Annotated in this window: 18 protein-coding genes, 1 pseudogene and 1 riboswitch; of the genes and pseudogenes, 12 read left to right on the top strand and 7 right to left on the bottom strand. The window is 60.6% G+C overall.

The genetic code is table 11. The annotated features are described in order from the left end of the window. Positions 1–86 precede the first annotated feature (86 nt). Positions 87–185: riboswitch (S-adenosyl-L-homocysteine riboswitch) on the top strand. A gap of 52 nt (positions 186–237) precedes the next feature. The 3 genes from metH to WG898_RS03905 all read left to right on the top strand — a co-directional run bounded on the left by metH (position 238) and on the right by WG898_RS03905 (position 4,285). Further along, entirely contained in the window at positions 238–2,973 is a 2,736-nt protein-coding gene (metH, locus tag WG898_RS03915) for a methionine synthase (RefSeq protein WP_339601614.1), read from the top strand. A gap of 108 nt (positions 2,974–3,081) precedes the next feature. Continuing rightward, positions 3,082–3,582 carry a glycine zipper 2TM domain-containing protein gene (locus WG898_RS03910; protein WP_339601433.1) on the top strand — a complete coding sequence of 167 codons (501 nt, stop codon included), beginning with the start codon at positions 3,082–3,084 and terminating at the stop codon, positions 3,580–3,582. A 169-nt stretch (positions 3,583–3,751) separates the two neighbouring features. Further along, positions 3,752–4,285, top strand: a complete 534-nt coding sequence (locus WG898_RS03905) for a hypothetical protein (protein WP_339601432.1) — start codon at positions 3,752–3,754, stop codon at positions 4,283–4,285. An 8-nt stretch (positions 4,286–4,293) separates the two neighbouring features. Here the strand turns inward: WG898_RS03905 and WG898_RS03900 are convergent. Beyond that, positions 4,294–5,715: pseudogene (locus WG898_RS03900) on the bottom strand (YifB family Mg chelatase-like AAA ATPase); the annotation flags it as partial. A 41-nt stretch (positions 5,716–5,756) separates the two neighbouring features. Between WG898_RS03900 and WG898_RS03895 the strand changes: the two are divergent. From WG898_RS03895 to WG898_RS25285, 7 genes are all read left to right on the top strand, one after another. Then, entirely contained in the window at positions 5,757–7,430 is a 1,674-nt protein-coding gene (locus WG898_RS03895) for a recombinase family protein (protein ID WP_339601431.1), read from the top strand. A 331-nt stretch (positions 7,431–7,761) separates the two neighbouring features. Continuing rightward, on the top strand, positions 7,762–8,313 hold the full coding sequence (locus tag WG898_RS03890) for an HAD domain-containing protein (RefSeq protein ID WP_339601430.1): 552 nt from the start codon (positions 7,762–7,764) through the stop codon (positions 8,311–8,313). Next, complete coding sequence (locus WG898_RS03885; RefSeq protein ID WP_339601429.1) at positions 8,310–8,486, top strand: hypothetical protein; 177 nt, start codon at positions 8,310–8,312, stop codon at positions 8,484–8,486. The genes WG898_RS03890 and WG898_RS03885 overlap by 4 nt, the downstream gene beginning before the upstream one ends. A 339-nt stretch (positions 8,487–8,825) precedes the next feature. Next, positions 8,826–9,872: a hypothetical protein gene (locus WG898_RS03880; RefSeq protein WP_339601428.1), complete on the top strand. Its 1,047-nt coding sequence runs from the start codon at positions 8,826–8,828 to the stop codon at positions 9,870–9,872. Positions 9,873–10,706: 834 nt separating this feature from the next. Further along, positions 10,707–10,835 (top strand): hypothetical protein, encoded by a 129-nt coding sequence (locus WG898_RS03875; protein WP_339601427.1) that lies wholly within the window; start codon positions 10,707–10,709, stop codon positions 10,833–10,835. Beyond that, positions 10,832–11,482, top strand: a complete 651-nt coding sequence (locus WG898_RS03870) for a DUF433 domain-containing protein (protein ID WP_339601426.1) — start codon at positions 10,832–10,834, stop codon at positions 11,480–11,482. The genes WG898_RS03875 and WG898_RS03870 overlap by 4 nt, the downstream gene beginning before the upstream one ends. A 134-nt stretch (positions 11,483–11,616) precedes the next feature. After that, entirely contained in the window at positions 11,617–11,784 is a 168-nt protein-coding gene (locus WG898_RS25285) for a type II toxin-antitoxin system CcdA family antitoxin (RefSeq protein WP_444718899.1), read from the top strand. 28 nt (positions 11,785–11,812) lie between these two features. Here the strand turns inward: WG898_RS25285 and WG898_RS03865 are convergent, their stop codons facing one another. The 3 genes from WG898_RS03865 to WG898_RS03855 all read right to left on the bottom strand — a co-directional run bounded on the left by WG898_RS03865 (position 11,813) and on the right by WG898_RS03855 (position 13,218). Further along, positions 11,813–12,343 (bottom strand): hypothetical protein, encoded by a 531-nt coding sequence (locus tag WG898_RS03865; RefSeq protein ID WP_339601425.1) that lies wholly within the window; start codon positions 12,341–12,343, stop codon positions 11,813–11,815. After that, positions 12,340–12,642 carry a hypothetical protein gene (locus WG898_RS03860; RefSeq protein ID WP_339601424.1) on the bottom strand — a complete coding sequence of 101 codons (303 nt, stop codon included), beginning with the start codon at positions 12,640–12,642 and terminating at the stop codon, positions 12,340–12,342. Before WG898_RS03860 ends, WG898_RS03865 begins: the two co-directional genes overlap by 4 nt. Before the next feature lie 114 nt (positions 12,643–12,756). Then, positions 12,757–13,218: a hypothetical protein gene (locus WG898_RS03855; protein WP_339601423.1), complete on the bottom strand. Its 462-nt coding sequence runs from the start codon at positions 13,216–13,218 to the stop codon at positions 12,757–12,759. An 891-nt stretch (positions 13,219–14,109) separates the two neighbouring features. On the opposite strand from WG898_RS03855, the gene WG898_RS03850 reads away from it, so the two are divergent. Together WG898_RS03850 and WG898_RS03845 are read left to right on the top strand one after the other, a co-directional pair. Further along, positions 14,110–14,304, top strand: coding sequence for a hypothetical protein (locus WG898_RS03850; protein WP_339601422.1), 195 nt, complete (start codon positions 14,110–14,112; stop codon positions 14,302–14,304). Positions 14,305–14,467: 163 nt separating this feature from the next. Next, positions 14,468–17,233 (top strand): UvrD-helicase domain-containing protein, encoded by a 2,766-nt coding sequence (locus WG898_RS03845; RefSeq protein ID WP_339601421.1) that lies wholly within the window; start codon positions 14,468–14,470, stop codon positions 17,231–17,233. A 5-nt stretch (positions 17,234–17,238) separates the two neighbouring features. Here the strand turns inward: WG898_RS03845 and WG898_RS03840 are convergent, their stop codons facing one another. The 3 genes from WG898_RS03840 to WG898_RS03830 all read right to left on the bottom strand — a co-directional run bounded on the left by WG898_RS03840 (position 17,239) and on the right by WG898_RS03830 (position 21,706). Then, positions 17,239–17,949, bottom strand: a complete 711-nt coding sequence (locus WG898_RS03840; protein ID WP_339601420.1) for a hypothetical protein — start codon at positions 17,947–17,949, stop codon at positions 17,239–17,241. Positions 17,950–18,159: 210 nt separating this feature from the next. Beyond that, positions 18,160–19,026, bottom strand: coding sequence for a hypothetical protein (locus WG898_RS03835; RefSeq protein WP_339601419.1), 867 nt, complete (start codon positions 19,024–19,026; stop codon positions 18,160–18,162). Positions 19,027–20,569: 1,543 nt separating this feature from the next. Beyond that, on the bottom strand, positions 20,570–21,706 hold the full coding sequence (locus WG898_RS03830; RefSeq protein ID WP_339601418.1) for a hypothetical protein: 1,137 nt from the start codon (positions 21,704–21,706) through the stop codon (positions 20,570–20,572). Positions 21,707–21,753 lie beyond the last annotated feature (47 nt).

Below are 21,753 nucleotides of genomic sequence, written 5' to 3'. Positions count from 1 at the left end.
GCTGATTTTCGGTTGTCGCGAGCATAAGCTTGAGCCGCCCCGTCCGGCCAGGGTGGCTTCCCTGGGCTTCAGCGTAAAATCTCCCACGGTTCGAGGAGCGTTGCGACGGCTTGCCCACCCAGGCGCCGCCAGGCTCGGACCGGAGCCCGGCGCACCCGCCGGCTCAGCAACGACGCTCACCGAACCATGATTTTTTGTGGCCGCGGTGAGTTCGCGGCCTTCTCCATCGAGGCCGCCATGACCGAATCCACCCGCCAGTCCGCCCCCGCACCGATGAAGCTCTCGGGCCTGGAGCCGGTGCAGATTGGCGCCGGCACCCTGTTCGTCAACATCGGCGAGCGCACCAATGTCACCGGCTCCAAGGCCTTTGCGCGCCTGATCCTGAACGGCCAGTTCGAGGAAGCGCTGGCGGTGGCGCGCCAGCAGGTCGAGAACGGCGCCCAGGTGATCGACATCAATATGGACGAGGCCATGCTGGACAGCAAGGCCGCGATGGTGCGCTTCCTGAACCTGATCGCGTCCGAGCCCGAGATCGCGCGTGTGCCCATCATGATCGACTCGTCCAAGTGGGAGGTGATCGAGGCCGGGCTCAAGTGCATCCAGGGCAAGGGCATCGTCAACTCGATCTCGCTCAAGGAGGGCGAGGCCGAGTTCAAGCGCCAGGCCAAGCTGGTGCGCCGCTACGGCGCCGCGGCGGTGGTGATGGCCTTTGACGAGAAGGGCCAGGCCGACACCTTCGCGCGCAAGACCGAGATCTGCGCGCGCGCTTACCGCATCCTGGTGGACGAGGTGGGCTTCGACCCCGAGGACATCATCTTCGACCCGAATATCTTCGCCATCGCCACCGGCATCGAGGAGCACGACAACTACGCGGTGGACTTCATCAACGCCACGCGCTGGATCAAAGAGAACCTGCCGGGCGCCAAGGTCAGCGGCGGGGTCTCGAACGTAAGCTTTTCCTTCCGCGGCAACGAGCCGGTGCGCGAGGCCATCCACACCGTGTTCCTGTACCACGCGATCCAGGCGGGCATGGACATGGGCATCGTCAACGCCGGCATGATCGGCGTCTACGACGATCTCGAGCCGGTGCTGCGCGAGCGCGTCGAGGACGTGGTGCTGAACCGCCGTGCGGATTCCGGCGAACGCCTGATCGAGGTGGCCGAGAGCGCCAAGGGCGCGGCCAAGGACGATTCCGCGCGCCTGGCCTGGCGTGCCGGCACGGTGGAGGAGCGGCTCTCGCATGCGCTGGTGCATGGCATCACCGACTTCATCAACGAGGACACCGAGGAGGCCTACCAGGCCATCCTGGCCAAGGGCGGCCGGCCCCTGCATGTGATCGAGGGCCCGCTGATGGCGGGCATGAACATCGTCGGCGACCGCTTCGGCGCCGGCAAGATGTTCCTGCCCCAGGTGGTCAAGAGCGCGCGCGTGATGAAGAGCGCGGTGGCCCACCTGGTGCCCTATATCGAGGAAGAGAAGCGCCAGCTCGCCGCGGCCGGCGGCGACGTCAAGCCCAAGGGCAAGATCGTCATCGCTACGGTGAAGGGCGATGTGCACGACATCGGCAAGAACATTGTCACGGTGGTCCTGCAGTGCAACAACTTCGAGGTCGTGAACATGGGCGTGATGGTGCCCTGCCAGGACATCCTGGCCAAGGCCAAGGTCGAAGGGGCCGACATCATCGGCCTCTCGGGCCTGATCACGCCCAGCCTGGAGGAGATGCAGCATGTGGCGGCCGAGATGCAGCGCGACGACTATTTCCGCATGAAGAAGATCCCGCTCTTGATCGGCGGCGCCACCTGCAGCCGGGTGCACACCGCGGTGAAGATCTCGCCGCATTACGAGGGGCCGGTGGTCTATGTGCCGGATGCCTCGCGCTCGGTGGGCGTGTGCTCAGAGCTGCTCTCGGACGAGCGCGCCACACGCTTCATCGATGAGCTCAAGAGCGACTACGACAAGGTGCGCGCGCTGCATGCCAGCAAGAAGCAGACGCCGCTGGTGACGCTTGCGCAGGCGCGTGCCAACAAGACCCAATTGGACTGGGCCCGTTACCAGCCGCCCAGGCCCAAGTTCATTGGCCGGCGCGTGTTCAAGAACTACGACCTGGCCGAGCTGGCCGCCTGCATCGATTGGGCGCCCTTCTTCCAGACCTGGGACCTGGCCGGCAAGTTCCCCGACATCCTCATGGACGAGCTGGTCGGCAGCGAGGCGCAGCGCGTCTTCAGCGACGGCAAACGCATGCTGCAGCGCCTCATCGAGGGTCGCTGGCTGCAGGCCAGCGGCGTGATGGGCATCTACCCGGCCGCCCAGGTGAACGACGACGACATCGAGATCTACAGCGACGAGAGCCGCAGCGAGGTGCTGATGACATGGCGCGGCCTGCGCATGCAGTCCGAGCGGCCCGTGGTGGATGGCGAGCTGCGGCCGAATCGCTGCCTGGCCGACTACATCGCGGCGAAAGGCGGCGTGCCGGATTACATCGGCCTCTTCGCGGTGACGGCCGGCCTGGGCGTGGAGAAAAAGGAAGCCCAGTTCATGGCCGACCACGACGACTACTCGGCCATCATGTTGAAGGCCCTGGCCGACCGCCTGGCCGAGGCCTTTGCCGAGCGCCTGCATCAGCGTGTGCGCATGGAACTTTGGGCTTATGCGGCCGACGAGGCCCTGCCCAACGAGGCCCTGATCGCCGAGCAGTACCGCGGCATCCGGCCGGCGCCGGGCTATCCGGCCTGCCCGGACCATCTGGTCAAGCGCGATCTGTTCCGGGTGCTTGCGCCCGAGGAGATCGGCATGGGCCTCACCGATGCGATGGCGATGACGCCGGCGGCCAGCGTCTCGGGCTTCTATTTCTCGCACCCCGAGGCGAGCTATTTCAATGTCGGCCGCATCGGCGCCGATCAGCTACAGGACTGGGCGCAGCGCTGCGCTTTGGACGAGGCGGCGGCGCGGCGTGCACTGGCGCCGCTGCTCTGATCACAAGCGTTTACAAATTGGCCTGAGCACTTGCGCGGATGGGCTGCGCCGGCTGGCATGCTGACGCCCCCGGCCCTTGAGGGCCATGAATGAAAAAGGATGAAGTCCATGTCCATCAAGTCCAGTCAGATCGTTGCCGGCGTGGCCGTGGCCGCGCTGATGCTGGGCGGCGCCTATGCGGTCGGCCGTTCGCAGTCGCAACCCGCGCCCGATGCGGTGCCGGCGCAGGCGGCACCCTCGGCCAAGCCTGCGGCCAAAGCGGCCGCCGCCAAGACCTGCCATGAGTGCGCCAGCGTGACCGATGTCCGCAGCGAGGAACGCCAGGGCAAGGCCAGCGGCCTGGGCGTGATCGGCGGCGCGGTGGTGGGCGGCCTGCTGGGCAACCAGGTGGGCGGCGGTAATGGCAAGAAGCTCGCCACCGTCGGCGGTGCGGTGGCCGGCGGCTATGCCGGCAACGAGATCGAAAAGCGCAGCAAGTCGCACAAGGTCTGGATCGTGCGCCTCACGTACAAGGACGGCAGCACGCGCACCTTCGAGCGCAGCCAGGATCCGCAGCTGCGCGTGGGCGATCTGGTGCTGGAGCACGATGGGCAGCTCACGCGGCAGTGAGCGCCCCCAGACCTGCCGCTTCGCGTCAGGCCCCCCGAGGGGGGCAAGCAAACTCGGGAGCGGCCCTTCGTTTGCTTGTGACGTCCGGCCCTGTTAGGGGTGGCAGGCGATCCCGCGCAGACCTAGTATCCGCAGACGGGGCGGCCACGGCCCCGGAAGGGGACAAACCGTGAAGCCACAGTTTCGCAACGCCGCTCTGGCGGCCTCCATGGCAGGCCTGATGGGTCTGGCGCCGGTGTATGCGGCCAACAGCGTCACCTCCTTTGTCGACACGCTCACCGACCTGAGCCTGGGCTGGAGCTGGAATGCGGCCGGTGGCACCGCCACCTACAACGGCGTGTTCTGGGACGCCGAGTTGACGGCCACCTTTGCCAACAACCAGTGGACCGTGAGCGGCTGGTACCAGCATCTGTCCGGCCCGCATGGCGAAACCATCGAGGCGCCGCATCTGCTGGCGGGCGTGTTCGCACCCTTTGCCTCGTTCTCGCAAGCCGGTGTCGATGACCATCTGGGCCTGCCGGGCGCGGCGCCCCAGCATCTGCAGGCGCACCAGTGGCAGTTCGGCGCTTTCGGCTCGGCCTTTACCGGGCTCTCCACCCTGGAAGTGACCCATCCCGTGCCCGAACCCGATCCGGCCGTGATGCTGATTGCGGGCCTGCTGGCCGTCGGCTGCTATCTGCGTCGGCGTGGCTTGGAGCGCTGAACCGGGGCTCAACTCATGCGGCCGAGGCCGCGTCGCCACTGAATTGCTTCGCTCAGGTGGCAGATGGCAATGTCTGCGCTGCCGTCCAGGTCCGCCACGGTGCGCGCCACTCTCAGCACGCGGTGATAGCTGCGTGCCGACCAGGCGAGGCGTTGCGCTGCCCTGTGCATGAAGTCGGCAGTGGTCTGGTCGATGCGGGCCACGCTGTCGAGCTGCTTGACGCTCAGCCTGGCATTGCTGCAGCCCTGACGCGCCAGCGCCAGTTCCCTGGTGCGCGCCACGCGGGCGGCTACCACAGCGCTGGAGTCGCCCTCGCTGGCCGCTGCCAAGACCTGGGCCGGCAGCACGGGCACCTCGACCAGCAGGTCCAGCCGGTCTAGAAACGGGCCGCTGAGCCGCCCCTGGTAGCGTGCAATCTGCTCGGGCCGGCAGCGGCAGCTCTGCACCAGGCTGCCGGCGTGGCCGCAGGGGCAGGGGTTCATGGCCGCGATCAGCTGGAAGTCGGCCGGAAACTCCGATTGCCTGGCAGCGCGCGAGATCTGGATATGGCCGGTCTCCATCGGCTCGCGCAGCGCCTCCAGGGCACTGCGGCTGAACTCGGGCAGCTCGTCGAGGAACAGCACACCGTGCAAGGCCAGCGATACCTCGCCGGGGCGCGGCGGCGAGCCTCCGCCCACCAGGGCCGCGCTGGACGCGCTGTGGTGGGGGCTGCGAAAGCTGCGCTGCCCCCAGCGCTCGGGTGTGAACAGGCCGGCCAGGCTCAGCATCGCCGCCGATTCCAGCGCCTCATGCTCCTGCATCGCGGGGAGCAGGCCCGGCAGGCGCTGCGCCAACATGGACTTGCCGGTGCCTGGCGGCCCGATCAGCAACAGGCTCAGGCCTCCGGCAGCGGCAATCTCCAAGGCCCGCTTGGGGCCGGCCTGGCCCTTGATGTCGCTGAGGTCGGGCGCCGGCGTTGCCGCCTGGGGCGGCGCGGTCGGCATCGGCAAGGGCAGTTGCCCGCCGCCGCCGGGGCCGAGCGCCGCCACCACCTCGAGCAGATGGCCGGCGCTGTGGACCGCCGCGCCGCGCACCAGGGCCGCCTCCTGGGCGCTCGTGACCGGCAGCAGGAGCCGGCGCCCCTGGCCCTCGCGCCGCAGCGCCAAGGCCATCGCCATGGCGCCGCGCACCGGGCGCAACTCTCCGGCCAGCGAGAGCTCGCCTGCACATTCAAGCTCGGGCAGCTGCCGCTCGTCGATCTGGCCGCTGGCCGCCAGCAGGCCCAGCGCGATCGGTAGATCGAAGCGCCCGCCCTCCTTGGGCAGGTCCGCCGGCGCCAGGTTCACTGTGATGCGCTGGTTGTGCGGAAAGCTCAGGCCACTGTTGAGCAGGGCGGCGCGCACGCGTTCGCGCGCCTCCTTGACCTCGGTCTCCGCCAGCCCCACCAGGGTGCTGGTCTAATGCTAACTAGATAGGCAACTAGAATGTAGCGATGGTCACCAAGAAGCAAGTTTTTCCCTCTGTACACGCGTACCTGCGTATCTCGTCCGAAGGGCAGCAAGACGGCATTGGCCTCGACCGGCAGCGGGAAGCCGTGCTCAAGCGATTGGTCGACCTGGGCGTAGACAAATCCGAGGTGACTTGGCTGGTAGACCCGGGTCTGTCAGCGTACGCGGGGCTGCACATCAAGAGCGGCGTACTAGGCCAATTTCTCAAGGATGTCCGCGCAGGCAAACACAGGGGTGGCTTGTTCATCTGCGAAACAGTGTCTCGAGCGTCACGCCAAGGCGGCTTCGCGTTGCTGACGATGCTGAACGACTTGCTGGCGGCCGATTTTTCGATTCTGTTCCTGGACCGTGCGCAGCCGTTTAAGCGAGATTCCATGCCGCGGTTCTTGTCTGTCGAGCTGACGCTGCTCGCTGAGCTGGCGCAGGAAGAGAGCCGGCTGAAGAGTCACTACGCGAAAGAGAACTGGTCGCGGCGGCGCGCGGCAGCGCGTGAGACAGGGAAGGCATTTACTGGCGAGTGCCCGAATTGGCTAGAAGTTGTTGAGGGCCGATATGTAGTCTTGGAGGACCGCGCAGCGGCAATTCGGGAGATTTACAGTCTTGCCCAAGCCGGCTACGGCATCTCAAAGCTTGTTCGCCACGCAAATACGAAGCCTCTCACAGCGCCGGGCAAGGTTGGCTCTTGGCACATGTCGCTGATAAAACGCGTTCTCACGAACAGGGCGGTTATTGGCGAGTTCCAGCCGCACATCGATGAAGAGAGAGGGAGGGTCCCAACCGGAGAGCCGATTCGTAACTACTACCCGCGAGTCATAGAAGAAGACCAGTTTTATGCGGTGCAAGCGATTCGCGCCAAAGCATCCAAGTTTCCAAGCCGGCGCGACGACAACAATTTCAACTACGCGATGGGAATCGCGAAGTGCGCCTGTGGTGGGTCATGGCGTCGCTTAAACAAAAATTCTGGTGCGCAAGAGGGCTATGCCCTCTACGGCTGTTCAAACAGGGTGCGCGGCACAACGGACTGCCCCAACATCAACGCCCGCCTTTTTGACCACCAGTTCGTCGAGCTTGCTTTGACGCACATCCCCGACATGCTTGCCGCCGGCGAGAACCAGGACAGCGAACGTCGGCTGTCCCTTGAAGCTCAACTGTCGTCGATAGCGACGAAGAAGCAGAACATTCTGGCAACGATTGAAGATGCGCCTGACCTGCGCGCTGAGTTCAGCGACCGCCTGCGTGAGCTCCTCGCGGAACAGAAGCGCCTGTCGGGGGAGCTCGAAGCGGTGCTGCTCGAGGAGGCTCCTCCCCCAGGATTTTCATTCGACGAGGCGCTGGAAGTGTTCTTGCCCGCATACCTTGATGTGTACTCGCCTGGTACGCCTGAGTTCGATGATGCGTTTCGCGCCCGGGCCCTGTTTCGCACCCGCATTGTTGAGGCCGTTTCGAGCATCCTCGTAGACACGAACCGTACTCGAGTCACAGTCAAACTGAAGAATGGCAGCGCGGCAGCGTTCAACATTGACAAAGATGAGTCCAGCTACGGCCAGCCTGAAGAGCTCGATGCGATGGACCGGCTGCTGCTCGACGAGACGCGTTCAGCCCAGCTGCGCCGCGGCCGGCGCGTCAACAACGCGACGCCGTCAGCCACAGACGACTAGTGGCTTCGACTTCACCTGTGGCTCCAGGCATGCACTGCTGCTACACGAAACACCACTGCTAGCGGCCTAGATTTACGGGGGCTGCTTGGGGACAATCTCCCCATGAAAATGAGAAAGCGCAGGCATCACAGGGAGACCCGCTGGAGGCCTAGGAATCCCCGACCCCGCTACGACCCGCCCCCGTTCCGGAGCGCCTACGGGCACCCGTTCGTCAAGCTGTTGCTATCGACACCTCCGGGGCTACCCCTCGAAATCGAGCGATGCCGCGACCCTGGGCGTTACTACTCGTTCGAGGTCCTGCCCGACGATATTTCCACGTGGAAAGCGGGCAATGTCTAAGCCAATCGTGTTTCTGGACTTTGACGACGTCATTTGCACCAACAAACTCTACGGTGGCTATGACGTCTTGACGTCGGGCCCGAAGCCCGCCGACCTATTCGAGAAGCTCTTCCATCCGCCAGCTGTCGTCGTACTGCTGCGCGCTGTTGACGAGTTCGACGCACGTGTAGTTATCACCACAAGTTGGCTGCGATTCATGGAGCGCCCAGGTTTCGAAGCGCTCTTCCGGGCCACAGGCATGACCACCGTGGCCGAACGGTTCCACACCTCCTGGGAGGCCCCAGCTGACCGCGGAATGACTCGCGCCGCCGCCATAGACCGATGGCTTGACGCGCACCACCGCGGCGAGGCCTATGTGATTTTGGACGACGAGAACTCCGGCACAGGTCTACCAAACTCGAGGCATCACCACCGCGGCCGGCTCGTCCTTTGCCAAGAGAACGTGGGCTTGCACGAAGGCCACTGGCCGCAAATTCGGGCGGCGCTGGACTCGCCCGACGAAACTTTTCCACGTGTAAATCCTGGCCGGAAGAAGAAGCGATGAAGAAGCCCGCTCGCATCGAACTCACGCCCGCGGGCCACGCGCTGACCGGTGTCAGCCGCCTGACGCTTATGCGCCTTCGGCAACAAGAGCGTACCGACCCCGACGGCGTGCGCAGGGAGTTTATGCGGCGCCTGGCCGCGAGATTTCTACGTGGAAAAAAGCGTCATGGCTGAACTCGGTGTGTACCAAAGGCCGGCTGCCGGGGTCGAAGATGAGCCCGATGCCCAGCTGCACAGCTGGTCGATTCGTGCACTGCCGAGCGGCGCCAGGCACTTGGTCGGCTCAAAGCCTTCGGGCGGGTTTCGAGTGACAACGCAGCTCGTCGAACTGGACCCTCTGCAACTGCGCGCAATAACCCAAAGTGGACGCATGTACCAGCTAATAGGAGTCCCGGGGCTGCACCCCCTGGCAGAGGTTGTTTGGGCTCTGTACGTCGAGCAGCTCGGGGAGAGTGAATGGCTTGACGTCACAGCTGCTGTTCTGGCTGCGGAGCGGTTTCCACGTGGAAATACGTGAACATGTTCGGACCTGATGGCCTCATTTTCCGCTTGCTCGGGTACATCATCGACCCGCTTGTAAATGCCTGGGAGCGCGCCAAGCGTCCACCCACTAACACTGACTTTGGGCCCTTCCGTGGACGCAGATTTCTACGTGGAAATCCACCGCCCGAGTCCGCCGATGACGACGATGACGGCAACCCGCAGGCATACCCTGCTGAGTACGCTATTCGCGACTTTCCACGTGGAAACCGGAGGCGCACGAAGGACAAGTCATTGCTCGACATGGCCGGCATGCTTGCGCCACCTGACGGGCGGCACGTAGAGATTGAGGACATGGACCCATTCAAGACGCGCACTCCCGAGCAACACGCTGCAATCGATGCAGCCGCGCCAGCGGGCCAGGGACCAGTTGTTGACACGCTATTGGACGACCCAGGCCTCGGCATCGCCGCGTCTATCGAGAGCATGAGCACCGACGAAATCAAGGCGCTAGTCGCGCAGGCAGAGACGTCCGGCACGACGGCACAGTTGCGAGAAGTAGCCGAATTTGTAGCCTCACCGGCGGTGCAAAGAGTCCTCTCGGACGAGGCTCTTGCCGATGCGCAGAGGGTGGAGAACTCGATGAGGACTCGATGCGATTGCGCCTTTAACGCGGGCTACATCGCACTGTGCGCGTACTCATCAGCGGTGGAAGCGGACCATCCAAACGAAACGACTGCCTTGTCCGGTGGCGCAGAGCTGGGCTTGTCGATTCAAGACCGTGACCTCGCAGCACGGTATGCACGACGCTATTTCCACGTGGAAAGTGAGCTGTCAGAAGAGGACCTGCAGCTCCTGCTGGTCTGGGCCGAGCGCGTGCGTCGCGCGGCATGGGGCAATGAGGTAACCAAGGTTGCTATCAAAGCGTCAAAAGACGGCGACGTTAGCGGCGGTGCGTCCGTCACCATCACGCTGCAGCGTGAATTGGCACAGGAACTGGGGCTGCTGGGCGGCGAGACGCTGGACGGGCTGCTGGAGCAGGTCACTGATAGCAATAAGCACCCGGAGGCAAAGCTGTGAGGCAGTCAAAGCAGCGCACGCGTGCCGAGCTGCTTGAAGCGCTAGACGCCAGCATGCGTTTATGTGAACAAGCCTTGCGCTCGCACTTGCGAGTGCTCAAGCACATGCGCCAAGTTATCGAGTTGCTGCGCGATGACGAGCCGAAACCTCGAGTGCGCAAATGAAGCGATTTCCACGCGGAAACCGGAGGTACTTTTGACAGTTGCGGAATTGATTGAGCTCTTACGCCTGCAGGACCCACGCGCCGTTGTCGTGCTGCGGGACCACGACGCCAGCGACCAACCCGCCGTACACATGCTTGGTCGGGGTCATGTCTTGCCGTTGCAGCTTGGCAGCTGGGAGCGTGGCGGTGTGTCGATTCTTGAGCCTTGGAACGCTGCGGACAAGCGGCAGAACGGGCCCTTCCCTGGCCTTTTGTTCGGCGATTTGGAAGAGCTATGAAGCGATTTCCACGTGGAAACTTGGAGACAAAATGAGCGCAAAAGTCACAATCAGATGGGCCGACCGGACCGAGACAAGGCCGGGTTTCCGGCTCTACGAATATCCGTTCGGTGACGGCAGCGAACCTGTTTATCTCGAGCTCGACGGCGTACAGGTAGAAGAGCTTCGGACTCTAAAAGATGGAGGCGCAGCGATTACCGTTGAGCTCCCGCGAGACTTGGCCCGAGCGCTAGGACTACTCAATGGCATTAAACAGCGATGAAGAGATTTCCACGTGGAAAACTTTCGATGCGACGCCGGCGGCACTGGCCGAACCGCGGGCTAGAAACGGCGCTGCTGGAGCTGGAACGGGCAGTTAACGAAGCTCGCGCGAGCGATAGAGAACGGGCCCGCATGGAAGCCCGCGACAACGTGAGCGACGAGGAACTCATTGTTCGCATAAACGCGGCCCCTCACATGGGCGGCGCGCTGTTGGTCGAGCTCAGCGAGTTCATGGAACGCCGTGAATTTGACGACCTATGAAAACAGACCCGGAGTTCCTGCGAAAGCACTTCCTGCCCATGTCCTCCGCGGAAGCCGAGGCGTTGGCGATTCTCATGACGCTCGAGCAGTCTCGACAGTTTCCAGAGAGCATTTTGAAGAGTCTCTTCGGCCAGGTGGAGCTGCAATCACAAGCATTTCTGCCGGCTGCTGAGTGGGAGGCGCTGAGCGGCTCGAGGGACGTTGCGGCCTGGCGTGCCGCTGTGGCAGCGCATTTTGATAGGCGCAGGGCGGCAGACAAGCACCCGCCTGTCGTCGTCGTGGACCCCGAAATAATGGCAGGAACGCCATGCCTGGCTGGCTCTCGGCTCCCGGCATCGACGGTACTCGCATGCTTAGAAAAAGACGAGTGGTCACGTATCGTCGAGTCGTGGCCATGGTTAACACCTGCCCATGCCGACGCAGTGCGCGAGTATTTCCACGCGGAAATGGGATGCACCATGAAGCTCCTGGATGAAGTGATAACCGTTGTTATGCAGCCGGGCAGCGACATCCAGGTGGGACAGCGCGGGACGATTGTCGACATGCTCCAGGGAGACCCGGTGCTTGTTGAATTTCAGGACGATGAGGGCTACACGCTTGAGGTGGAACCGTGGCCGCTGCAGGCGCTTAGACGGGCTGAGTCGTGAAGAAATTTCCACGTGGAAATTGGTCGGCCCGCCGGCGGCGGCACTGGCCTACGCGCAGCTGGGACAGCGTTGAGCACAGCCGTATAACGCGCGAGTTTCTTGAGACAGCGGAGGACCTGCACCGCCACGGATTGATGTCCGCGGCGGACGTTGAGCGCATGCGCTGGCTCATCCAGAACAGGGAAGCGTTGGACAGCTCGAACGCGTACGTAGAGCAGCACGGTCTGCCATTGGCAGAGGTAGCTAAAGCCGCCGAGCTTAAGTTCCCGGCAGACGCTTTCGGGAAGCCGAAACGGTGGTGATTTCCACGTGGAAATCAACAAGGGGCGTTCATGGTGCGAAGTACTTGCTGAACGCTTCGCGCGCCGCGGGCCAGGCCTTAATCGCCTTGACAGGGTCATTTTCAACAACAGCTTGGCACCAACGCAGCTGTGCGCCCTTTTTGTCGTGCTCCCAGAAGCCAAATCCCTCGTCATCGAGAATTTCTACAGTTGGAGACAGGCCCATCAACGCTGCAAACCACGTGTTTTTCAGCCGCTCTGGAGTACGGTCAGCCGGTGGAATACCGCCCTCGTCCAGAAGCCTATCCATGTCCGCTTTTGTACGGTCACGGAGGAACATTTGAGGGTCATAACAGTTTGGAAACAGGTACGTTGTGCTCAAAAACTTGCAGCGCGCAAGTTCGTTTGGCGTGACATCAGGCTTGCGCGATAGCACCCAGCGCTTACCAGCTGGCGTGCGACCGTACATGTATTCAGCCATGCCCGCTGTGTCAATGTCCCTGCCAGGCACGGCACCCTGCTCGTCTTCAACCTTTGGCGTGCGCTCAGCTGGCCGTTCAAACTTGATGACATTGCTCATTTCTTGGGTGCCTTCAGCATCTTTTCGGCATGCTTTTCCGCGGCTTGCAACGCCCGCGTTGCCTGTGCCATCTCGTACCGGGCGCGATTGCTCGCGGTCCCCGGTCCAGGTGGATACAGGCGGTAATAGTCCATCTTGTCAGCAGCTAGCCAAAGGCGTCTTGCGGCCTTCATGAACAGGATGCCTTCGTTGATTGCAACGTCATTGGCGCCGCTCTTACTCAGGGCGCGTGCACGGGACAGGAGCTTGTCGACAAGCTTCGTTTGGTGTTCTGAGAGAGTCATAGTTTGGATTTCCACGTGGAAATTTCCACGTGGAAAGTTGTTCAAGCTTCTTGCGCTGCGAGGAACTCGAGTGCGCCTTGCACCTCATCTCGCGACAGATTGGCTTTAGGGGGTATTTCTACGTGGAAATCAAGCGGTAGCCTTGGCCTTCTTCGCTGCAGGTTTCTTAGCCGGAGCCTTCTTCGCGACGGGTGCGTCGAGGCGGTAGTCCTCGATGGGGTCGTACTCATCTTCTTCGCCCGACTCGTGCGGAACAAGGTGACGGAAGATGGCGTACTCGGCCTGGTTCACCGCAAGAATCATGTACGTGCGACCGTCGCCACGCTCGGTATAGACGAAGAAGGATGCGTTCTCTTCGTCGTTCTCGTGGTTGAACCGGGGGTCGCGCAGCTCAATCTCAGGGTCCCAGCTGTGAATGCCGCGGATGCGCGCATTGCAGTTGATTTCCACGTTGCAGCTCAGCAAGTCACCGGCTGTATCTGCAACGTCCATAGTCCAGCGCTGGATGTGCTTGCCAGTCAGCTGATACCAGCCCTCTTCACCTGGCACAGGCTCTACTTCGGCACGAATGCCGTTGAACAAAAACATCATTACCAAGGGTCTCCAGTGAGAGATTTCCACATGGAAATCCGGGGGTCTCTACAGCGCCCTCATGGCGCCGCTTGGTGCTCACTATGCCAACGAACACCCCCGATTCAGGGGGCACGCGCCGTTCCGGCGTGACGCTTTCACGCGAGCCGCAACTTTTGTTTCCAACGGTGACGCGCACACCTGGGCCGCTATTTCCACGTGGAAATTGCACGCCGCCAATCGCACAAATTTCCACGAGGAAACCTCCCCGCTAAGGCCTGTAATTCCTAGACGGCAGGCCAATCGAGTTTTCCGCGTGGAAAACTCTGCCGAGTTCGCGCTGACCTTCTTAGTTTGGAGTCCGGCATCAGGCTCTCTGGCAATGCTCACTCATATTTCCACGTGGAAATTTGGCGCGGGCCGGCTTGCAACCGTGAGGGTGGTAGCTTCGCTTGGACCTGCTTTGGCAACTGAGAAGTCCGCATGAACACCTACGGCCTGATGGTGTCGAAGTAGTTGTCGCTACTTCGCGGTCACAGATGCCTTCGTTGAGGGTGGAATTTCCATGTGGAAATTGCACATGCGTTTTTGGCGAGACCTGGTCAGCGCTAGGTCTGGTCCTGAAATTTCCACATGGAAACCGCAGACCGACCCTCACACCGACAACCTCAGAAGCTACACAGCGCATGGAATGCCGCCAGATTTTCATTGACTCATAAGCGCACTGTCCGTCAAGAGTCTGACAGGTCCCATCACTGCAGCTACTTCAAACACCACCTCCAGCGGCCTAGATTTCCAGTTCGTTCATGAGGAAAATCTCAAGCTCGAATACACCTGTCCAAAGACGTTCGGAGGCGATGCCTCCGCGCTCTGGTTCAAGCAGATTGGCAACTCTTACGAAGGCCAACAAACATGGAACAGTTGGGGAAGAAGGCAGCCCTTATCCAAGAGGCGTTCAGCATGGCTCAATCTCTACAGGCGCAAATGCGCAAGGTCGCGCCGGAAGATGCCGCGCTGGACAATGAGTGGTTGGGCGCCTTTGACCTTCTTGGAATGCTCAAGTACTACCTCATAGAGTTGTCAAGGCACACGCAGCCCTATGAGTAGCCTGCGTTTCAGACGAGACAGCACCGGGGTCCGCTCCATAAGTGCCGCCCGAGCACTGATGCATTTCGAACTGGCAACGGCGAAATGATTCCTCTGGTCGCCAAAGACATGACGGGCTACCCTTGTCGAACTAGAAAGCGATAAGCCGCAAGGGAGCAAGTCTTTGTCACAGGTATGGAGGCCGACAGCGCCAGGGAAGCTATTTACCAAGTCCGTTGATTGGCGGTTGACCCTTGACGACGACCAATTCGAGCTCGTAATACAAGGACGCAGACTCGCTGGGCCGGCAACTTTCCTAGAGCGGTTGAGCATTGCGCGAGGCACATTCTGGGCAACAGTCAAGATTGCGCTCGAGAGCGGTAAAACGTTGCCGCTTGATGGCATCCCGAACGCTGATGCCGAAAAGCTTAGGGCCTCCGTTGATAAAACGTTGGGCGTCATACGACACCGCGAACAAGTCGCCAAATTCATAGAAGAATTCAACGAAGCGGTTGGCCCGGTAGTCGATTGGGCACATGCGACTCGTCAGGCCTGCATCTCACAGCTCAAGAATCGTGGGTGGCTCAGCCACGAATTCAAGGAGGCCTTGTCGGCCACCAAACCAAAGGGGCTAACAAAGCTAGTCCATGTCCCTGAGGTGGCACAGAGTTTGGCGATGCAGCCGGAGGCTGTTCAAGAAGCATTTGCCTTGTTGGGACGCTCAATCCAGGCAGTCGCAGATGGCATCAACAAGCGTCACTTGGCGAAGGAACTTGTCGACTCTCGCGAGTTTCTCAACTCGATTGAAAAGTCACCCCTCACACAGGAACAAGCCGAAGCGGTCATCTGCTTCGACAACCGCGTGCTGCTTGTTGCAGCAGCAGGCTCCGGGAAGACCTCCGTCATGGTTGCGAAGGCAGGGTATGCGATTCAGAAGAAGTATTTCAGCGCCGACCGAATGCTCTTGCTTGCCTTCAACAATGACGCAGCGGCCGAACTGCGGCAACGCCTAAAGGATAGGTTTGACTCACTGGGGCTGCCATCAGAGCGAATCGTCGCCAAGACGTTCCATGCGTTCGGGCTCGACGTCATCGGCATGGCCACTGGCAAGAAGCCATCGCTAGCACCCTGGGTCGAATCAGGCCGAGACCAAGAAGCGCTACTGGAGATGGTCGACGAACTCAAAAGCACTGACCAAGCCTTTCGAGCTTCCTGGGACCTGTTTCGCCTGGTCTTCGGTCAGGACTTGCCTAAGTTTGGCAAGGAGGCTGAGAACCCAGAGGCATGGGACAGGGAATCGGGTCGCGATGGCTTCTGGACGCTGAACAACGACGTTGTGCGCAGCCGTGGTGAACTGGTCATAGCAAACTGGCTCTTCTACAACGGCGTTGAGTACGTCTACGAGGCTCCCTACGCGATTGATACAGCGGACCCGCTGCATCGCCAATACCGTCCGGACTTCTATTTGCCTGCGATTGACGCATATCTTGAGCATTGGGCACTCGATGCAAACGGCGAACCACCACAAGAGTTCGCCGGCTACAAAGAGGGCATGGCCTGGAAGAAGCGTACTCATTTGGAACATGGCACGCGGCTTCTCGAGACAACGACGGCGGAACTCTGGTCCGGGCGAGCATTCGCATACCTAGAGTTGGAGCTGACCAAATTGGGAGTCCAACTAGACCCCAACCCTGACCGTGATGTGCCCGGGCGCAAGCCCATTGAGAATCCAAGGCTGGCCCGTACCATCCGCTCGTTTCTGACCCATGCCAAGAGCAACCGGCTGCAGGTTGCCGACTTGCGCAAGCGACTTGCGGATGGCGTAGCTGGTCAATTTAAGTTCCGCCACGATATGTTCCTGGGCATCTTTGAGCGTCTATGGGAGTCCTGGGAGCGGCGCCTAAAGGCGGACAGGTGCATAGACTTCGAAGACATGCTCAACATGGCAGCCGATTGTCTGGAGCGAGGCACTTGGAATAGCCCCTACGAACTCGTGATGGTCGACGAATTCCAGGACGCAAGTCAGGCACGGGCACGCATGGTCGCGGGATTGATAAGCAAGCCCGGCCACTACCTGTTTGCCGTTGGGGATGACTGGCAAAGCATCAACCGATTTGCGGGCGCAGATTTGTCAGTGATGACCGACTTTGAACCCAAGTTCGGGAAAACAGTGACCCTGAAGCTTGAGACCACCTTTCGTTGCCCGCAGTCGCTGTGCGACATAAGCAGTCAGTTCATTCAAAAGAATCCAAAGCAACTTCGCAAGACGGTGCGGTCGCCAAAGCCGCAGATTGCGGAGCCAATCCGAATAGTGAGTGTCGCTGAGGAGTCGAGGATTCGCTCCGCCATTGAGGCGCGCGTTCGCGAGATTGCCGAAGATGCTATCGAGGGCCAGGGGATGACTAAGGTCTACATTCTTGGTCGGTACCGGCGCGACGAGGTCTACCAGCCGAAGTCCTTCGACGCCACACGAATCGAAGTCCAGTTCATCACGGTCCATTCCTCCAAGGGACTCGAGGCTGACCACGTCATCTTGCCCAGGATAACGTCAGAGACCCTTGGCTTCCCAAGCCGTGTGGCCGACGACCCCGTGCTACAACTAGCAATGCCCAGCGGAGACTCTCATGACTTCGCTGAAGAACGCCGCCTCTTCTACGTGGCGCTCACGCGCGCAAAGCAGACCGTGACGCTCATCACTGTCGCCAAGAAGGAATCTTCTTTTGTCACTGAGTTGGTCAAGGAACATAGGCTGGTAGTCCGAAATGCCGATGGCACCGAAAACACCAGTGAGGTCTGCCCGTTGTGCACCAAGGGATTCTTGGTGTCGCGCAAGGGGACGTACGGTCCGTTCTACGGCTGTACAAACTATCCGCGCTGCAAGCACACGCGAAAGATTCGACCTGATAGCCGGGGACAGGGAACCGCTAGCGGGCATCAGCGTCGCAGATAGCGGCTTCACTGTGCGCCAGCAGCTCTTGTACGCCGTTGCGTCATAAGCCGAGCTCGCTTGCAAGCATCCTCAAACTGCTTGTGCAGGTCAATCCGGATAGTGCTGGCCATTGCCTGCAATTCATCGAGTTCGTTCGCTGGCACTGCGAGTTCAGAGCCGCGTCGCCTTAGCGCACTAAGCTCAATGCCTCGCGCTCGGAGCCGCGCGGCCTCAGCTACAAGTTCCGTGTTTGCGTCGCGGAAGGCAACCTCCAAGCGGTCGAACCAACCGCCCTCGGAACGTTGTGCTGCAGCGGCAATCTCCGCCCTCACCTCCGTTTCGACCCTTGCGCGAATTGACTTCTCCAACTCACGCTCAAGCGTCAATTGCTTCTGATGCGCAAGCGCTTCGGCCGCAGCCCTCTTTGCTTGGTCGGCTCGTTGTCGCGGTACGAATGTGCCATGGTCTTCAAGCCAGCCCTTGATGCGCTGCAGTTCAGGAGCTGACAGTTCGAAAGGCCCGCCCTCGAACTGGCGATAGGGCACAAGTCTGACACCGTATGCGCTGCCGCCGGCGGCAATGGCACCGTCAGCAGGAATCTGGCTCGGGTCGGCGTCGATGCTGAAACTGCCGAGATAAGTCGCGCGCGTTCGTTGAGTCTTAGGGTCGTACGGATAGCAGAGCAATGCAACGGTCTTTCGACCCGCCACTGGCATAGAGATGTGAAATGTCTTCATTGGATTCGCCTCGAAATGTTGTCGTGAAGGTCTGCGCTCAGAGCGCATCAATTCGTATAGGAACCTCGAATCGATTCACGAACCGGCTCGCGCTGATTCACATGAGGCAACTAGTCGCTTCGCGTAGAGAGCCTCCGACACGCGCACGGAGGAGCACGACGCTTCGCAGTGACATGAGGCGTCCTTCGAACAGCCTCGCGACCGTTTCACCTAGCGCTTTGAACTGACGCCCGCATCTGGCGAAGCCGCACAGTCCTCTTCACCCACTGGCGCACGAACTGCAGCCATCAATGCCTTTACCGTTTTCGTGAGGTCTTCGCCTACATCGGACTGCTTTCGAACGTAGAACAGCGTCGGAAGCTGGCTGGCTGACGGGAAGCCTCGACTCGTCCAGTACCGTCCATCGTCGCGCTTAGAAACACCAGGGAGTCGGCGAAAGTTCGGTTCGTTGTGAGGGTAGGCAATCGGGCATGGGTCCTGTCCTCGGAGTTGAGCCCACTCGCGCCGCCAGTAGGCGACTAGGTCACCTACCTGCCGTCGTACGCCGCCAAAGCCGGGCACTCGATACAGGCTGTGCCAGTCTCTAAACAGCTCTTGGACGTTGTAGCGAGCGGTATGTAGATGAAGCCTCTCGCGCCACATCGCGACCGTGTCTGCACTTAGGCGCCAAGTCAGACCAGGCTGTGAACGACCTTGCAAAGTTACGCGGACAAGCTCCAACTCACGGTACCGCATCCCTTTAACCCCAGCATCCGCCAAGCGCTCGGTCTCGTGAGCTAGGTGCAACCCTGGCGCGACTAGAAGTGCGAAGTCAATTTCCAAGTTCTCGTTGAGGCGCAGATACAGGCGCGCGTTGCCATGACCCGCCAGCTTTCTTCGATACCGTGCATGCTTATCAAGATGGACGCCATACAGCTCCTTGAACTTCATCACGAGCCCAGGCGCCTTCTGCGGCGCGACAGTGCCGAGAATGTAGAAGCGGTAGCCGTCAGTGACGGCCGCTTGGATGCGCTGCAGGAAGATGGTCTTGCCGGTTAGGACAACAGGGTTGAAGGAACGGGTGCGAGCTTTTGACATTGGTGAGACTCCATAAAGGCTATCCCACGTATAGACAGTGCAGACCAGCCACTTTGGCCAGTCGCTGCGCGACGTCACTAAAAAGGATTCCAAGGCAAAAACCATCTTGGGCCTGGTAGCTATACAAATCAGATTCGACGCTGACAGAAGGGACTCTCACCCCGGCTCGGCGCATCTCTCGGTCTATGGGCCGAGCGATGCTCCCCAGGACTACAAACGGGGGCCTGCCCCCTCAAAGCTCAAATCTCACATGGGCCCTTCAACCAGAAATCTCATCTGGCTGAGGACCGCGGAAGCCGCGTGCATCTAACAGTGCTGGCGCGGCAAACAACGGAGCGCAGGTGGTCGTATTCAAAACACCGCAAGGTGTGATGACAGCGACCCCAGTTCGGAAAGGGAGACTGCAACTCCCGCCTGACGACTCCATTCCCATCGCCGATATGAATGCATCGGGATTGGGCGACGAGGGCATGCTGGCCGCGGGGGAACAATGCAAGCGCATTGGAAACCGCGGTTGGCGTTCAAATCGATACCGTGCAGCGATGCATGGGCGGGGGCAGTCCGAGAGAACTGAACCCGTGTCTTGACCGACACGCCTGAGGTGTTCCGAAAGGGCACAGGCCACCTGAGCGAGAGTGGATGGTGGTGGCCCCAAGGGTTGCGCAAGCAGCTCATGAGGGGTCGGCGAATAGCTTGGCGGTGAAGCACCCGGGCCTGCGGGCTCGTGACGAACTGGTGCGAGAGACTGAATACGAAGGACGTATCGCCGCAACAGCGGCGACAAGCAAGGAAGTGATGAAGGCTGGTGCGCGTAAGGGAGCCGTTACGGAATCCTGGGCCCCCGAAAACCTGCCCATGCGAACGCATGGGGGGTGAGGCGGATGTTCCGCCAGATATGCAACAGCTGGAGCTCGCGTTCGTTGTGTTCGCGCGATTTGAAAGAACTCGGGATGGTCTAAGGCTCGTCGGCGTGAGAAACCGACAAGGAGCTATGACCGGGAGACCTGTTGAGTAGCCACAACTTGACCGCTAGCCATGTGCGACGGTTCGGTGAGTGGAAGCCCCCCTGCAGACTTGCTGATATGTGGGAAGGGTCGAAAGACGGGAGCGGGGCGCTATCCGAGGCGCTGATGTTCATGTGAGAGGCAACGTCGGGAGACGCTGTCAGAGCTTGTGTCTGAACCTGCCGTGCGGTGTGAGAGCCGCACGGAGCTTGCAGGAGTGCAAGCCCAGGGGAGTGTTGGGTCGAGGAAATGTGAATTCTCGTGATTCATGATTCTTTGATTCAGCCCCCGGTCCTTCGGGACCGGGGTGATTTTCAAAGGACCAGTCCACGAGGTCGATGCAACGGTTTCAAGGCGCTGTAGCGGAGACAAAGAGCCGGGCGTAGAGCCCGGTTCTCCCAATCTTCGTCCCCCGTTGCTTGCCGCGTTACCGCAGGCTCCAAGCATCCGGGCACAAGGTGCCGCTCCCAATGTGGATAGCAACATCAAATGGTTGCTTCCGAAATTCACCTTGGTCCATCAGCAAACGAGCGGCTACATCACATACCCTCAAGATACGCGCGCACTTCGCGCTCGTCGGACATTACTCGACAACCAAACGTCTTGTCGGCAGTGACGTTTCCGGCAGTCAACAAGACCTTCAATGGCTTCTCTGTGAAAACGGCATCGTGATAGGCGACGCCAGCATTGCCATGGTGGATGTCGCGCAAGAAATTTCCATTGATTTTTCGCTTCACGTCCATTCGAATTGCTGCGTGGCACATCGCATGTATGTACAGCGTGGGAAGACGTCTGGCCATGAGGTCACGCCTGAGGCGGAACACGTTGGTCAGCGCCGATGTCTTCGTCTTCAGAGCGGTCCGAACTTGCCGCTCAGGCATTCCTTCGAGCGAGTTGCCTTGCCGTATGAATTGCTGGAGCACAACCTCTGCCAACAGTTTCTGGTTCGCATTGATTGCGCCAGATACTTCCACCAAAAATGCCTTCTCGAAGCTCGGAATCTCGTGCTGGAACTTGCGCATCTCCGCATTGATGGCATCGGCAGTCCGTTGGAACCTCTCACTCATGGCCAGAACAGCCGATGATTCATTGGCCAGTTCGCTGAATGTTGTGGCCCACAGTGCATCTAGAGACGCCTTCCGAAACGCCTCGTTGACGTCTGCCGAATCCTCGTCGAAGTGTGGGACCGTGGCCCCTAGGACAAAGCATGGCTTTGTCCATACGAGGTCCCGCAGGGGGATAGGGACATCGTCTGCACTGGGATACATGTAGTACTGTTCAAGCTCAGTGCGCACGCGGCCCTGTTCCGTTTGCAGCGAAACACCCAAACTCAATTCATCCCAGAGCTTCGCGGTGGTCATGCGGGTCTCAGCATCTGTCTGAGCCGTCATTTCCATGAACGCAACGTCGCTCACGGGACATATCGCCACACCACTTGCGACCCTGTCTCTCAATGCGAGCAGGATGGCTTCATGCTCAGGCTTCTTGGCCCGCCCGAGCTCCGCATCCCTGAGGAAAACCCAGTACCTTGTGTCAAGGTAGAGCTTGCACCGACCTTTGATTTCGCTAGCCGCCTGACTCATCAAGGTGCGGAGGTAATCGGCTACCGAGACCTCCGGCGCAGCAAGATGTCGCTCGACGGCATCGGCGATTTCTTTGGGCGTGAGGTCACTCATCTGGTCCCGACCTGATGATGGTTATCAACTTGGCTGACGCCCATGTT

The organism is Paucibacter soli, assembly GCF_037482845.1.
GTDB lineage: Bacteria > Pseudomonadota > Gammaproteobacteria > Burkholderiales > Burkholderiaceae_C > Paucibacter_B > Paucibacter_B soli.
The sequence above is the reverse complement of the archived record's forward strand: the minus strand, read 5'-3'. Positions and strand labels throughout refer to the sequence as shown.